A 13,159-nucleotide genomic window follows, 5' to 3' on the forward strand; every position below is an offset into this window, starting at 1 on the left:
GATGAATTTCACCACTTATAAACACCCTGACAGGCCAAATTTTCTTCAAGGCTGCTTCTATTGGAAAGGACGCGGATACCACTACTCTAGCCCTGCACCTAGAGAAATATTGTCACCTGACGGGTGGCAGAATAATGACCCTTGGATTGCGCTTGCTTCGATCCTGGAAGGTGCAAAGCATGCAGATTACAGTCACATATCCCAACTGAGAAAGTGGATATTAGACAAGGATAGCGCGCCGACGCTGGTGTCTGCCTGTCTAGGTCTTACGGCTGATGCAGGACTTGATACAGACTTGGACTTTCTTGCCGAACTCATGATCGAGGGACCAGACTATGTGCGCATTGAGGCTTGCCTGGCCGCCCAGTGGTCTGGTGTTCTCTGGTTGGTACCTTTCATGGTTGAGGCTTGGAGTATGCTCGATCGTCTAGCCGACCGAGAAGCCGTAGAAGCGAATATATCAAACCTCCTTGAACCCATCGAGGGTGAGCCCGAGCTTTACGGTGATAACCCGACCGAAACCGAATACAGGGCCGCGGTCGACTCACGACTTGCCAAGTTGCAGGACACCTATGGGAGCGATAGATTCTCGATCCTTGGGGGAGTGCCTGTCGATATGAACAAACAAGTCTGGCTCATGAGAAAGTCCCTGATCCCCAAAGACAATGACGACTGGGTTAATTGGAGCGACTTCCTGATCTGGAGGCGTAAATTCGAGGTGTATTCTGGAGTGGACTGCTCTAGCTTCTACGGAAAAAACGGTGATTTCCAACCTCTTAATGCAACAGCTATTCTAGATCGATACATGGCTTCCCCCATGCACTTTGAAGTAGGAGAGCGTTACTTCTTTGGTAACCTGGTTCCGTAACAAGCAGGAAGCAGAGACGTCATGGTCCCAATTCCATCAATGATAGACCAGCACGCCGAAGAAGCTTGCTTCCTCATCCTTCTTCACGACTACGCCGTGCACGCGCCCCACTACGACCTTGATGACCTCAGCAAACTGGACGAACGCATCGACGCTCATCTCGATGGCCTGCGTATCGCCGACCCCGTGGGCCTGGAGACTCTGCTGGCCCAGCTTGGTCCGCACGCTCTTGGCGAAATGTTCGCCAGTGCGTTACTGGCCTTCGAGACGAAAAATGCGGAAGTGTTGTCGCGCCTCAGCGAGCACTTGAAAAGCACCGTGGAAACGGAGCGCGGTTATTTGATGGCCTTGGGGTGGCTCGACTGGGAGCGGGTATCTCCCTGGATCGATCGCATGCTCGCCTCCCCTGCTCCCTTGTTCCGCCGCCTCGGCCTGGCCGCCTGTGGTATGCATCGCCACGATCCTGGCCCCACCCTACTCTCCGAGCTTTCCCATGCCGACCCAGGCGTACTGGCACGTGCCGCCCGTACTGCTGGGGAGTTGCGTCGGCGCGACCTGATGCCAACGATTCGTGCCCACCGTCTACATGAGGATGCCGCCACACGCTTTTGGGCCAACTGGGCCACCGCACAGATGGGCGATGAGCACGCCTTGGAACCGCTGCGACAGTTCGCCGAGCGACCGGGCGAGTTCCAGTACCGCGCGCTCTGTGTATTGTTGGCCTGGCAAAAGCGCGAGCGCAGCATCGCCTGGATACACCAATTGATACAGAACCCTGAGCAGCGGCGCATTGGTATCCAGGCCATTGGGCTGCTGGGTGATCCGGTCAGCGTGCCGTGGCTGATCCAGCAGATGAACAATCTGCCCTATGCTCGCGTCGCCGGGGAAGCCTTCAGCCTGATTACCGGCGCTGACCTGGTGCTGCTCGATCTGGAATTGCAGGACCTGCCCGACTTCGATGCCGGCCCGAGCGATGCCCCTGAGGATCCCAATGTCGTCATGGACCCCGATGAGGATCTGCCCTGGCCTGACCCGCAGCCAATCGCAGCCTGGTGGCAGGCCCATGGAGGCGATTTCCAGGCGGGCGTCGGCTATGTGCTGGGGCTGCAGCAGAGCGAAAGCAGCTTTCAGCGAGCGCTTGCCCGGGGCCAGCAACGCCAGCGCATTGCCGCCGCCTGTGGCATTGCCCGCTTTCGCCCGGCCGAAGTACTTTTCCCTACCAGCGCACCGGCTTGGCGACAAAAGATGTTGCTGGGAGAACCGGCGAAGTTCAGGCGATGAGCGAGCGACATCCACTGAGATGGCCAGCAGGTCCATGCCTTCTGCCGTCCCCTTGGGTGATGGCCGCCAAGCGTCCAAGCCAACTCTCGATGAGTCTCACCCCCCCTAGAGCCGAACCTACATAACCCATTCCACATAACCACTATGTTCCCCACGCCATGGGCACGCTTGCCCCGGTTCTCTAGCATGGATTTCGCATTCGGTGTCCACCTGGCTGGGCAAGCCACCTGCCAGGCACTTCACGGACGCGTTACCCCGGTGCCATTTCCATAATAAGGAGAACCGAAATGTCCACTGCCGCCATAGCCTGCCAGACCGTTACCTGGAACCCGATCACCAAGACCAGTACATTCACGGCGCACGATCGCGAGATCCTTTGCCGGCACTGGCACCCCGTCGCCTTTTCAGCGGAGGTTACCGACAAGCCATACGCCGTCACCCTTCTGGATGAGCCTGTCGTGCTCTACCGCGCCGGCGGCAAGGTGAATGCCGCGCGTGATATCTGCAGCCACCGTGGCGCACCGCTGAGCAGGGGCTGGGTGCAGGGCGAGAACATCATCTGTCCTTATCACGGCCTGCACTTCGGCACCGATGGCCGCTGCACCCGCATCCCCTCGGAGCCGAACGCCAACCTGACCGAGCGCCACCGCATCCAGATGTACGCGACCCGCGAAGACTACGGGCTGATCTGGGTGCTGATGTCCGGTACCAGCGCCCCTTTCGCCGAGATGCCTTCGTGGCATGACGACAACTTCCAGCGCATCCTGCCGCCGTCGATCGACATCGCCGCCTCGGCCGGTCGCCAGGTAGAAGGCTTCATCGATGTCGCCCACTTCGCCTGGATTCACCACGAGGCCTTTGCCGAGCGCGACAATCCCGTGGTGCCGACCTACAAGGCCGAAGTCACACCCTACGGGATACGCGCCGAATACGTCAGCAGCGTCAGCAACTTCCCCAAGCAGATGCAGCACCGTGCACCGAGCGACTTTCTCTGGACCCGCACCTTCGATGTCTTCGCACCCTTTACCGCGCGTCTGACCGTCAACTTCCCCGACCCGGAACACCGCTTGGTGATTCTCAACGCGGCCAGCCCGATCTCGGCTCGCAAGACACGCATGTTCTGCGCCATCACACGCAACTTCGACAAGGAGATGCCGCTGGAGGACGTGTACGCCTTCAACCAACAGGTATTCGAAGAGGACCGCGATATCGTTGAACTGTGCCGTCCGGAGGACCTGCCACTGGACCTTTCGCTGGAAATCCACATTCCCGCCGATCGTTCCTCCACCGCTTACCGCCGCGCCCTGAGCGCACTTGGCCTGGGTCGAGCTTTCACGAGCTGATGACCTGGCTGCGGACCGATTGAAGGGAGTATCGACCATGTATAAGTGGGAATGTCTTGTGTGTGGCTTCATCTATGACGAAGCCTTGGGCATGCCAGAGCACGATATCCCAGCGGGTACCCGCTGGGAGGATGTGCCGGACAGCTGGTATTGCCCGGAGTGCGGCGTAGGCAAAGCTGACTTTGAAATGGTTCAGGTCTCAGGGAGTGCCGAGGCAAACCAAACGGTAGCGCAATCCCCAGCACCGCCTGACCCGGTGATCATTCTGGGCTCCGGGCTTGCCGGGTACACCGTCGCACGTGAGCTGCGCAAGCTGGATGCCGACACCCCGATCGTGATCGTAACCCGCGATGGTGGGGAGTTTTACTCCAAGCCGGCGCTATCCAACGCCTTCCAGACCGGACGCCTGCCGGATCAACTGGTCACCTCCAGCGCCGAGCAGATGGCGAACCAACTACAAGCGCAAATCTGGACCCACACCGCAGTCCAACGGATCGACGCCGACGCGCAGCGGGTCTATATCGATGGCCAACCACATGGCTATAGCGCGCTGGTGCTGGCAGTGGGTGCCGATGCGCGCCGGGCTGCCCTGCAAGGCGAGGGGGTGGACGCCATCGTCACCGTGAACGACTTGGAAGACTACCGGGGCTTTCGCCAACAGATCGGCGTAGACAGCCGAATCGCCATCCTCGGTGGTGGGCTGATCGGCTGTGAGTTCGCCAATGATCTGCGCCATGCCGGCCATGAGGTATGCATAGTCGACCGCGCCACCTGGCTGTTGAGTCGCCTGCTACCTTCGGAGGCCGGCGAAGAGATGGCGAATGCGCTGCAGTCCATTGGTGTGCGCCTGGAGCTTGGCAATGCTCCTGTCGCAGTCCATCGCAACGGCAAGGGGCTCCAGTTGCAGATGGCTGACGACCGTGTGCTCGAGGTGGACTACGTGCTCTGCGCCATTGGCCTGGCGCCACGGGTCGAGCTGGCACGTGCGGCAGGCATGGAGGTTTCCAGCGGCATCGTCACCGATGCCTACCTGCGTGCCAGCGCCAGGAACGTCTATGCCCTGGGTGATTGCGCGCAGGTCCACGACCTGGTGCTGCCTTACGTGATGCCGATCATGCTGCAAGCGCGCGCGTTGGCCCGAACCTTGGCCGGTCAGCCAACGCCGGTCACCTACCCCGCCATGCCGGTGACCATCAAGACCAGCGTGTTGCCCACGGTCGTGGCATCGCCGATGGACAACGAAGGGCTGTGGTCGACCGAGTTGGTGGGCCGCTGCCACAAGGGCATCGCGGATGTGCGCGCCATCTACCATGATCGGCAGAGCCGGATGCAAGGCTTTGTGCTGATGGGGGCTGCGACTCAGGAAAAAGCCGAACTGCTGAAAAGTTTGCCGGACTGGAGGTAGCGGCCTGCATAGACCGCGCTCGGGAATTACGCTATATAAATCTTTATATAGCGTAATTCCCCTACCCAACTCGAGATGAAGGACCATCTTGCCGTTGACCCCATAACAATAGAGGCTGCAGTGCCCAAGCCCGTACCACATTGCGACGTCCAACTGATCCGGACGCTCTACACCCTGCTCACGGAGTGCAGCGTTTCGCGCACTGCCGAACTGCTTGGACAGACCCAACCTGCAGTCAGTGTCGCCTTGCGCCGGCTGCGTGAGATTACCGGCGACCCATTGCTAGTGCGCAGTGGCAGTCGCATGGTGCTGACTACCCATGGGCAGATTTTGATCGATCCTGTTTCGCAGGCATTGAGCGGGATCGAGCAGATCTTGCATCCGGTCGACCACTTCGATCCCACCACAACCCGGCAGACCTTCCGCATCAGCACACCGGATTACCTGAGCGTGTTCTTCGTGCCGGCCATCATCGAGCTGTTCCATGCCCAGGCCCCCTTCGCCACGCTGGAGCTGAAGCACCTGCAGGCAGAGGGTGGATACTCGCGCGGCCTGGAGGACGGCTATCTGGACCTGGTGATAGGCAACTGGAGAACCCCGGCGGAACATCTCCATCTGCAGCCGCTGTGTGACGATGACTTGGTGTGCCTGATGCGCAAGGGGCACCCCATCCGCCCAGGCGACCTGACCCGGGACGCCTACACCCAGGCGGACCACCTTGATGTCATGACCCACAACGCCTCTGGGCAAGGCACGATCGGTGCGGAACTGGCAAGAAGCGGCCTGGCAAGGCGGGTGGCGACGACCCTGCCCTACTTCTGCCTGGCGCCCTACGCCCTGGTCAAATCGAATCTGCTGTTCACCACCACGCGGTCGTTTGCCAAGCACTACACCGAGTTGTTGCCACTGCGTATCGAACCTTTTCCGGTTCCGGCCCAACCGTTGAGGTACTACCAGTTGTGGCACGCGCGCAAACATCGTTCGCAGGCCTCGAAGTGGCTGCGCAGCCTGGTGCTGGCCGCGGCCAAGGCGATTGCCCCTGAGCCTTTCGGGGAATGAGTCGAGGCCTGCGCTGAGTCTCTCTACCAGGTCAGCACCGCCCCCACGGCAAAGGTATCGGTGTCTTCGTTCTGCGCATCCCCCTGGTGCCCGTCGATTTCGAACTGGTTGTACTCGGCGACCAGCTTGAGGTGGTCGTTGATGTCATGGAACAGGGCGATGCCGCGGGTTTCATAGTCGGCGCCGGTGTTGACCGCGCCGTTGCCGTCGTCCTTGGTCTTGCCATAGGACAGCGCCAGGCGGTTCTTGCCGAAGCGGTAGGAGCCCTGAAGCAGATACCCCTTGCTGTCCACCTCGCGCAGGGTCGCTTCACCGGCGTTGTTGGTGAAGAACGGGTTGATGCCCTTGGCCGTGAAGCCCGAGCCGGTCAGGGAGAAGGCGCCCATTTTCGCCTGCACGCCATAACCCAGGCCCTTGGACGTCACCGAATCGACGTTGCTGTCGGTATTGTCCGAGGTCTGGTAGCTGCCGTTGAGCCAGCTGTAGATCTGCGCGCCCCCCAGGTCGAACTGATAGGTGATCTCGCTCTCGGTGCGCGGGTTCTTCTGGTAGGCCTTGCCCACGGCGCTGTCGTCGTTGGTGTCGACCGGGTCCATGATACCTACGGCGATACGCAGGCCCTCCATGAGCGGCGTGCGATAGGTGATCTGCGAGGTCGGGAACGGATAGGGGTAACCGCTGCCGATATTGCCAAAAGACACCCCGCCACCATCCACCAGCCCCAGGGTGTCGCTGACCTGGCCGTAACCGGCGAGCAGTTCGTCGAGCAGGATGTTGGAGCGGGCGAAGAGACCGAAGTCCTTGCCGATCAGCACCTCGCCCCATTCCGGGTTGGCCACGGTGCCGTAGAACTGGCGCACATCGATGTCGGTGTCGGTGCCGTTGGTTTCACTATCGTTGATGGTCACCCAGAACGAGGCACGCCCTCCCAGCTTGAGGGCGTCCATCTGCCGGGTCATGTTGAAGCCGAGGGTGTTGGGCAAAAAGCCCATCTTCACTCGCGACTGGCGTCGGTCGTACTGCTCGCCGGCGCGGTCGATATCGCTGTTGACGTAGAAGGCGTTGATATAGCCATCGGTGGAAAAGGTGGTCTGGTCCTTGTCGTAGAGCATGATCTCGGCATTGGCCAGGGGGCTCAGGGCAAGCACCGCCAAGCCAGTGGCCAGCGGCAGGATACGGCGTTGGGCATTGTTATTGTTGTACATGGCGCGCTCCGCATTCTTGGGGACGGGTGTCGGAGGCGATTATCGAAAGGCCCGGGCAACGGCCATACGCTGCCTTGGCAGCACAACGCCAGTGCCTTGGCCGGGAGGCCCGGACAGGGGGCGGGGTGAAGTAATACCTTGTCCGCTGGTGTCACAGCGCTAAAGTGGCACTACCCCGTCCGGAAGGCGCAGCCTGAGGTAAAAATGCAGAAAGCCACTGCAGTTTTGCCAATTGTGCTAGGCAAAATTGCACTGTTAGGATCCTTCGATCCTCCAGCGCCCCCAGACTTCACCTGGAAAATCAATAACAAAGCAGGGAGACCGCGATGACCGCGCAAGCTCATACCCCAGCGCCGGACCAGGTCCTGGCCGAAGTCCGCAACCATATCGGTCACTTGACCCTCAACCGCCCCGCAGGCCTCAATGCCCTGACCCTGGATATGGTCCGCGACCTGCAACGCCACCTAGACCGTTGGGCCGATGACCCGCAAGTGCATGCCGTGATGCTGCGTGGCGAAGGCCCCAAGGGCTTCTGCGCCGGGGGAGATATCCGTTCCCTGCATGACAGCTTCAAGACCGGGGACAGTTTGCATAAGGACTTCTTCGTCGAGGAATACGCCCTCGACCTGTGCCTGCACCACTACCGCAAGCCCGTGCTGGCACTAATGGATGGCTTTACCCTCGGCGGCGGCATGGGCCTGGCCCAGGGCGCCGACCTGCGCATCGTCACCGAGCGCAGCCGTCTGGGCATGCCCGAGGTGGGCATCGGTTACTTCCCGGATGTCGGCGGCAGCTATTTCCTGTCGCGCCTTCCCGGCGAGCTGGGAACCTACCTGGGGGTCAGCGGCAACCAGATCCAGGCCGCCGACGCGCTGTACTGCGGCCTGGCCGACTGGTACCTGGACAGCGCAAAACTCGCCAACCTGGATGACGGCCTCGACCGCCTGCGTTTCGGCGAGCACCCGCTCAAGGACCTCCAGGGCTTGCTGGCGAAACTCGGCTCCCAGGTGCTGGAAGACGCCCCGCTGGCCAAGTTGCGCCCGGCGATCGACCACTTCTTCGCCCTCCCCGATGTCGCCAGCATCGTCGAGCAACTGCGCACGGTGACCGTCGCGGACAGCCACGAGTGGGCGGTGAAACTCGCCGATCAGCTGGAAACCCGCTCGCCCCTGGCCATGGCGGTTACCCTGGAGATGTTGCGCCGTGGCCGTCACCTGAGCCTGGAAGACTGCTTCGCCATGGAACTGCACCTGGACCGCCAGTGGTTCGAACACGGTGACATCATCGAAGGCGTGCGGGCCTTGATCATCGACAAGGACAAGCAACCACGCTGGAATCCACCGACCCTGTCCGGCGTCAGTCGCCAACGGGTCGAGCAATTCTTCGAAGGCCTGTGAGCAAGGGAGTACACAGATGCAAGACCTGGAACTGAGCGAAGAACAGATCATGATCCGCGACATGGCCCGGGACTTTGCCCGTGGCGAGATCGCCCCCCATGCCCAGGCCTGGGAGAAGGCCGGCTGGATCGACGATGACGTGGTGAAAAAGATGGGCGAGCTGGGCTTGCTCGGCATGGTGGTGCCCGAGGACTGGGGCGGCAGCTACACCGACTATGTGGCCTATGCCCTCGCGGTCGAGGAAATCGCCGCCGGCGACGGCGCGACCGGCGCCATGATGAGTATCCACAACTCGGTCGGTTGCGGCCCGCTGTTGGCCTACGGCAGCCCGGAACAGCAACAGGCCTGGCTGCCGCGCCTGGCCAGTGGCGAGGTGATCGGCTGCTTCTGCCTGACCGAACCCCAGGCCGGCTCGGAGGCGCACAATCTGCGTACCCGTGCCGAGCTGCAGGGCGACCACTGGGTGATCAACGGCGCCAAGCAGTTCGTCAGCAATGCCCGCCGTGCGGGCCTGGCCATCGTCTTTGCCGTCACCGACCCGGAGCTGGGCAAGAAAGGCCTGTCAGCCTTCCTCGTGCCGACCGCCAATGAAGGTTTCGTAGTCGAACGCAGCGAACACAAGATGGGCATCCGCGCCTCCGACACCTGTGCGGTGACCCTGGACAACTGCCGCATCCCCGCCGCCAACCTGCTCGGCGAGCGCGGCAAGGGCCTGGCCATCGCCCTGTCCAACCTCGAAGGGGGGCGCATCGGCATCGCCGCCCAAGCCCTGGGCATCGCTCGCGCGGCGTTCGAAGCGGCGCTGGTGTATTCGCGCGACCGTATCCAGTTCGGCAAGCCGATCAATGAGCACCAGAGCATCGCCAACCTGCTGGCCGATATGCAGGTTCAGGTCAATGCCGCTCGCCTGATGATCCTCCATGCCGCCCGCCTGCGCAGCGCCGGCAAACCCTGCCTGAGCGAAGCCTCCCAGGCCAAGCTGTTCGCCTCGGAAATGGCCGAGCGGGTCTGCTCCATGGCGATTCAGGTGCACGGCGGCTACGGCTACCTGGAGGACTACCCGGTGGAACGCTACTACCGCGATGCGCGCATCACCCAGATCTACGAAGGCTCCAGCGAGATCCAGCGGATGCTGATTGCCCGGGAGCTCAAGCACTATTCGCTGTGACGCCGGGTCCAGCAGGCAGGGCCGTGCGCTAGCGGCCTTGCCGGCAGGCGCGCCGCTCACTCGTCCACATGGACACTGTCCAAGTAGGTGCGCACGGCCCACAAGGCTTCCTGGCTGAGGAAGTCAGCCATCTTCGGCATGTACACCCGACCGTCGCGCACCGCGCCATTGCGCACGCGTTCGACGAACCACTCGTCACCGGCGGCGCCTTCATCGAGCAGGCGCAGGTCCGGCGCGATTCCGCCAGACTTCGCTTCCAGGCCATGGCAGGCCGCACAGTTCTGGTTATAGGCCGAGGCGCCGATGGCCAGTGCCTTGTCGTGGTCCTTGCTGTTGCGGTAGGGGTTTTCCTCGCGCCATTCGCTCCCCAGTGGTTCCAGGCCGTCGGTATTGACCGCGGACGGGGTCACGTTGCCATGGGCCAGGACCGCCCCGGCACTGCACAGGCATACGGCCAGCAGGGCGCTGTTCCAGGCGTTCTTCACGATTGTCATTATTCTGCCCTCGACTTCTCAGGTTGCACGCAGCCACCTCTCGGCTGAAAGGCGGTGCAAGCATCCTAGAAAGCTTCCAGGCCAGTCCCCATGCTGCTTTGGTGGCCGCGCCCTCCTCCGTTGGTAGTAGCGCTTGAGGGGCAGTGCCAAATCATGCCCGGACTGGGAAGTTTTCCCGGCACAGGCGGGAAGTTTTCCGTATCCCGGTCAGCGGTGGCGCTCCAGGCTATGCAGGCCACAACCTCACTGGGAACTCCAACCATGACAATAAGATCGTTACCCGCCACGCTTTCGCCCTTGTCCGCTGCCGTGCACACCGTACTGCTGGTCGGCAGCCTTGCCCTCGCTGGCGCTGTGCAGGCCAAGCCGGTCAGTTGGGAAGACATCGCCGATGACCACAAGACCACCCACAACGTGCTGCAGTACGGCATGGGCACCAATGCCCAGCGCTGGAGCCCGCTGGCCCAGGTCAACGACCAGAACGTATTCAAACTGACCCCGGCCTGGTCCTTCTCCTTCGGCGACGAGAAGCAGCGTGGCCAGGAATCCCAGGCCATCGTCAACGACGGGGTGATCTACGTCACCGGTTCCTACTCGCGGGTGTTCGCCCTCGACGCCAAGACCGGCAAGCGCCTGTGGACCTACAACCACCGCCTGCCAGACAACATCCGTCCGTGCTGCGATGTGGTCAACCGTGGCGCCGCCATCTATGGCGACAAGATCTTCTTCGGCACCCTCGACGCCCGGGTCGTGGCGCTGAACAAAGACACCGGCAAGGTGGTGTGGAACAAGAAGTTCGGCGACCACAGCGCCGGCTACACCATGACCGGCGCACCGACCCTGGTGAAGGACCAGAAGACCGGCAAGGTGCTGCTGATCCACGGCAGCTCCGGCGATGAGTTCGGTGTGGTCGGCCAATTGTTCGCCCGTGACCCGGACACCGGTGAAGAGGTGTGGATGCGGCCTTTCGTCGAGGGCCACATGGGTCGCCTCAACGGCAAGGACAGCACCCCCACCGGTGACGTCAAGGCCCCGTCCTGGCCGGACGACCCGAACACCGAGACCGGCAAGGTCGAAGCCTGGAGCCATGGCGGCGGCGCCCCGTGGCAGAGCGCGAGCTTCGACGCCGAGACCAACACCATCATCGTCGGCGCCGGCAACCCCGGCCCGTGGAACACCTGGGCCCGCACCTCGAAAGACGGCAACCCGCACGACTACGACAGCCTCTACACCTCCGGCCAGGTCGGCGTCGACCCGAGCACGGGGGAAGTGAAATGGTTCTACCAGCACACACCGAACGATGCCTGGGACTTCTCTGGCAACAACGAGCTGGTGCTGTTCGACTACAAGGACAAGGACGGCAAGCAATACAAAGCGACCGCCCACGCCGACCGCAACGGCTTCTTCTACGTGGTCGACCGCACCAACGGCAAGTTGAAGAACGCCTTCCCCTTCGCCGACAACATCACCTGGGCCAGCCATATCGACCTCAAGACCGGACGTCCGGTGGAGAACCCAGGCCAGCGTCCGCCTAAGCCTGAACCCGGCGAGAGCCGTGGCAAGGCGGTGGAGGTCTCGCCGCCCTTCCTCGGCGGCAAGAACTGGAACCCCATGGCCTACAGCCAGGACACCGGGCTGTTCTATGTGCCCTCCAACCAGTGGAAGGAGGAGTACTGGACCGAGGAAGTCAGCTACAAGAAGGGCTCGGCCTACCTGGGCATGGGCTTCCGCATCAAGCGCATGTACGACGACCATGTCGGCTCTCTGCGTGCCATGGACCCGGCCACCGGCAAGATGGTCTGGGAGCACAAGGAGCGCCTGCCGCTGTGGGCCGGGGTCCTGGCGACCAAGGGCAACCTGGTGTTCACCGGCACCGGCGACGGTTACTTCAAGGCCTTCAACGCCAAGACCGGCGAGGAACTGTGGAAATTCCAGACCGGCAGCGGCATCGTCTCGCCGCCCATCACCTGGGAACAGGACGGTGAGCAGTACATCGGCGTGACCGTAGGCTACGGCGGCGCCGTGCCGCTCTGGGGTGGCGACATGGCCGAGCTGACCAAGCCGGTGGCCCAGGGTGGTTCGTTCTGGGTGTTCAAGATCCCCGCCTGGGACACCAAGACCGCCCAGCGCTAAGGGCTCCGAGGCCAGCTCGCCCTGGATGGGTGGGCTGGCCCTGATCCGACGTTGAGCCGGTGCCCTGGGAGGGCCTTGCCCTCGATCGCGACACAAGACCGCTCCCATAGGTTTTGCGTCAAGCCCGGCTGCGACAACTCCGAAGGAGATCTGCTATGAAGTACCTGCCCCTGCTCCTCACCCTCGCCCTCTCCTCCGCCTTGGCCGACGATCAAGGCGATGCCCCGCTGACTGTGAACGGCTGCATCATCGCTCCGGAGAGCCAGTGCCCCAACGCCAACCTGCGTGGCGCCGACCTGAGCAACCAAGACCTGCGCAAGATAAACCTGGCGGGCGCCGACCTGCGTGAGGCCAATCTGCGCCATGCGCAACTGGACCTGGCCAACCTGGAAAAGGCCGACTTGCGTGGCGCCAACCTGACCCGGGCAAGCCTGCAGCAGGCCAACCTACGCCTAGCCCAACTGCAAGGTGCCACCCTCGTGGCGACCCAGGCCTGGGGCGTGTTCGCCCAGGGCGCCAACTTCGACCAGGCCGACTTGCGCGCCGCTTACCTGGAGTTCGGCCGTCTCTCCGGGGCCAAACTGCACGGCAGCAACCTGCAGGCGGCGGACCTGGAGATGACCTGGCTGAGCAAGGCTGACCTCAAGGGCGCCAACCTGGCCGATGCCAATCTGCAGGAAGCCAAACTGGGCGAGAGCAACCTGGAGAATGCCGACCTGCGCGGCAGCCGGCAGCACTATGCGAACTTCCAGGACAGCAACATGGAAGGCTGCCAGGGCTGCCCCGACAGCTGGAACTGACTGGCA

The 13,159-nt window shown here is 62.3% G+C and carries 11 protein-coding genes; 9 read left to right on the forward strand and 2 right to left on the reverse strand.

The genetic code is table 11. From position 1 onward, the window contains the following. Position 1: 1 nt before the first annotated feature. The 5 genes from ACYU03_RS13030 (at position 2) to ACYU03_RS13050 (ending at position 5,956) form a co-directional block, all read left to right on the forward strand. Positions 2 to 868 (forward strand): hypothetical protein, encoded by an 867-nt coding sequence (locus ACYU03_RS13030; RefSeq protein WP_461891332.1) that lies wholly within the window; start codon positions 2 to 4, stop codon positions 866 to 868. 21 nt (positions 869 to 889) lie between these two features. Beyond that, a complete protein-coding gene (locus tag ACYU03_RS13035; RefSeq protein WP_461891334.1) occupies positions 890 to 2,149 on the forward strand; it encodes a TIGR02270 family protein in 1,260 nt (419 codons plus the stop codon). 287 nt (positions 2,150 to 2,436) lie between these two features. After that, positions 2,437 to 3,492: a Rieske 2Fe-2S domain-containing protein gene (locus ACYU03_RS13040; protein ID WP_461891336.1), complete on the forward strand. Its 1,056-nt coding sequence runs from the start codon at positions 2,437 to 2,439 to the stop codon at positions 3,490 to 3,492. Positions 3,493 to 3,529: 37 nt separating this feature from the next. Then, positions 3,530 to 4,897 (forward strand): FAD-dependent oxidoreductase, encoded by a 1,368-nt coding sequence (locus ACYU03_RS13045; protein ID WP_461891338.1) that lies wholly within the window; start codon positions 3,530 to 3,532, stop codon positions 4,895 to 4,897. A gap of 120 nt (positions 4,898 to 5,017) precedes the next feature. Continuing rightward, positions 5,018 to 5,956, forward strand: coding sequence for a LysR family transcriptional regulator (locus tag ACYU03_RS13050; protein ID WP_461891340.1), 939 nt, complete (start codon positions 5,018 to 5,020; stop codon positions 5,954 to 5,956). 23 nt (positions 5,957 to 5,979) lie between these two features. Here the strand turns inward: ACYU03_RS13050 and ACYU03_RS13055 are convergent, their stop codons facing one another. After that, entirely contained in the window at positions 5,980 to 7,161 is a 1,182-nt protein-coding gene (locus ACYU03_RS13055) for a porin (protein WP_461891342.1), read from the reverse strand. A gap of 326 nt (positions 7,162 to 7,487) precedes the next feature. Between ACYU03_RS13055 and ACYU03_RS13060 the strand changes: the two genes are divergently transcribed. Next, positions 7,488 to 8,558, forward strand: a complete 1,071-nt coding sequence (locus ACYU03_RS13060; RefSeq protein ID WP_461884971.1) for an enoyl-CoA hydratase/isomerase family protein — start codon at positions 7,488 to 7,490, stop codon at positions 8,556 to 8,558. A 16-nt stretch (positions 8,559 to 8,574) separates the two neighbouring features. Continuing rightward, entirely contained in the window at positions 8,575 to 9,726 is a 1,152-nt protein-coding gene (locus ACYU03_RS13065; protein ID WP_461884972.1) for an acyl-CoA dehydrogenase family protein, read from the forward strand. 56 nt (positions 9,727 to 9,782) lie between these two features. Here the strand turns inward: ACYU03_RS13065 and pedF are convergent, their stop codons facing one another. Further along, positions 9,783 to 10,220 (reverse strand): cytochrome c-550 PedF, encoded by a 438-nt coding sequence (gene pedF, locus ACYU03_RS13070; RefSeq protein ID WP_461884973.1) that lies wholly within the window; start codon positions 10,218 to 10,220, stop codon positions 9,783 to 9,785. Between the two features lie 261 nt (positions 10,221 to 10,481). Here pedF and exaA point away from each other — a divergent pair, with 261 nt between their 5' ends. Together exaA and ACYU03_RS13080 are read left to right on the forward strand one after the other, a co-directional pair. After that, on the forward strand, positions 10,482 to 12,353 hold the full coding sequence (gene exaA / locus ACYU03_RS13075; protein ID WP_461884974.1) for a quinoprotein ethanol dehydrogenase: 1,872 nt from the start codon (positions 10,482 to 10,484) through the stop codon (positions 12,351 to 12,353). A gap of 155 nt (positions 12,354 to 12,508) precedes the next feature. After that, positions 12,509 to 13,153 (forward strand): pentapeptide repeat-containing protein, encoded by a 645-nt coding sequence (locus ACYU03_RS13080; RefSeq protein ID WP_461884975.1) that lies wholly within the window; start codon positions 12,509 to 12,511, stop codon positions 13,151 to 13,153. Positions 13,154 to 13,159 lie beyond the last annotated feature (6 nt).

The organism is Pseudomonas sp. X10 (assembly GCF_054889225.1).

What these genes read in the sequence shown, in the direction of transcription:
- ACYU03_RS13030 (WP_461891332.1), top strand. Translation starts at nt 2, where the DNA reads ATGAATTTCACCACTTATAAACACCCTGACAGGCCAAATTTTCTTCAA.
- ACYU03_RS13055 (WP_461891342.1), bottom strand. Translation starts at nt 7,161, where the DNA reads ATGTACAACAATAACAATGCCCAACGCCGTATCCTGCCGCTGGCCACT.
- ACYU03_RS13065 (WP_461884972.1), top strand. Translation starts at nt 8,575, where the DNA reads ATGCAAGACCTGGAACTGAGCGAAGAACAGATCATGATCCGCGACATG.
- ACYU03_RS13080 (WP_461884975.1), top strand. Translation starts at nt 12,509, where the DNA reads ATGAAGTACCTGCCCCTGCTCCTCACCCTCGCCCTCTCCTCCGCCTTG.
- pedF (WP_461884973.1), bottom strand. Translation starts at nt 10,220, where the DNA reads ATGACAATCGTGAAGAACGCCTGGAACAGCGCCCTGCTGGCCGTATGC.
- ACYU03_RS13060 (WP_461884971.1), top strand. Translation starts at nt 7,488, where the DNA reads ATGACCGCGCAAGCTCATACCCCAGCGCCGGACCAGGTCCTGGCCGAA.
- ACYU03_RS13040 (WP_461891336.1), top strand. Translation starts at nt 2,437, where the DNA reads ATGTCCACTGCCGCCATAGCCTGCCAGACCGTTACCTGGAACCCGATC.
- ACYU03_RS13035 (WP_461891334.1), top strand. Translation starts at nt 890, where the DNA reads ATGGTCCCAATTCCATCAATGATAGACCAGCACGCCGAAGAAGCTTGC.
- ACYU03_RS13045 (WP_461891338.1), top strand. Translation starts at nt 3,530, where the DNA reads ATGTATAAGTGGGAATGTCTTGTGTGTGGCTTCATCTATGACGAAGCC.
- exaA (WP_461884974.1), top strand. Translation starts at nt 10,482, where the DNA reads ATGACAATAAGATCGTTACCCGCCACGCTTTCGCCCTTGTCCGCTGCC.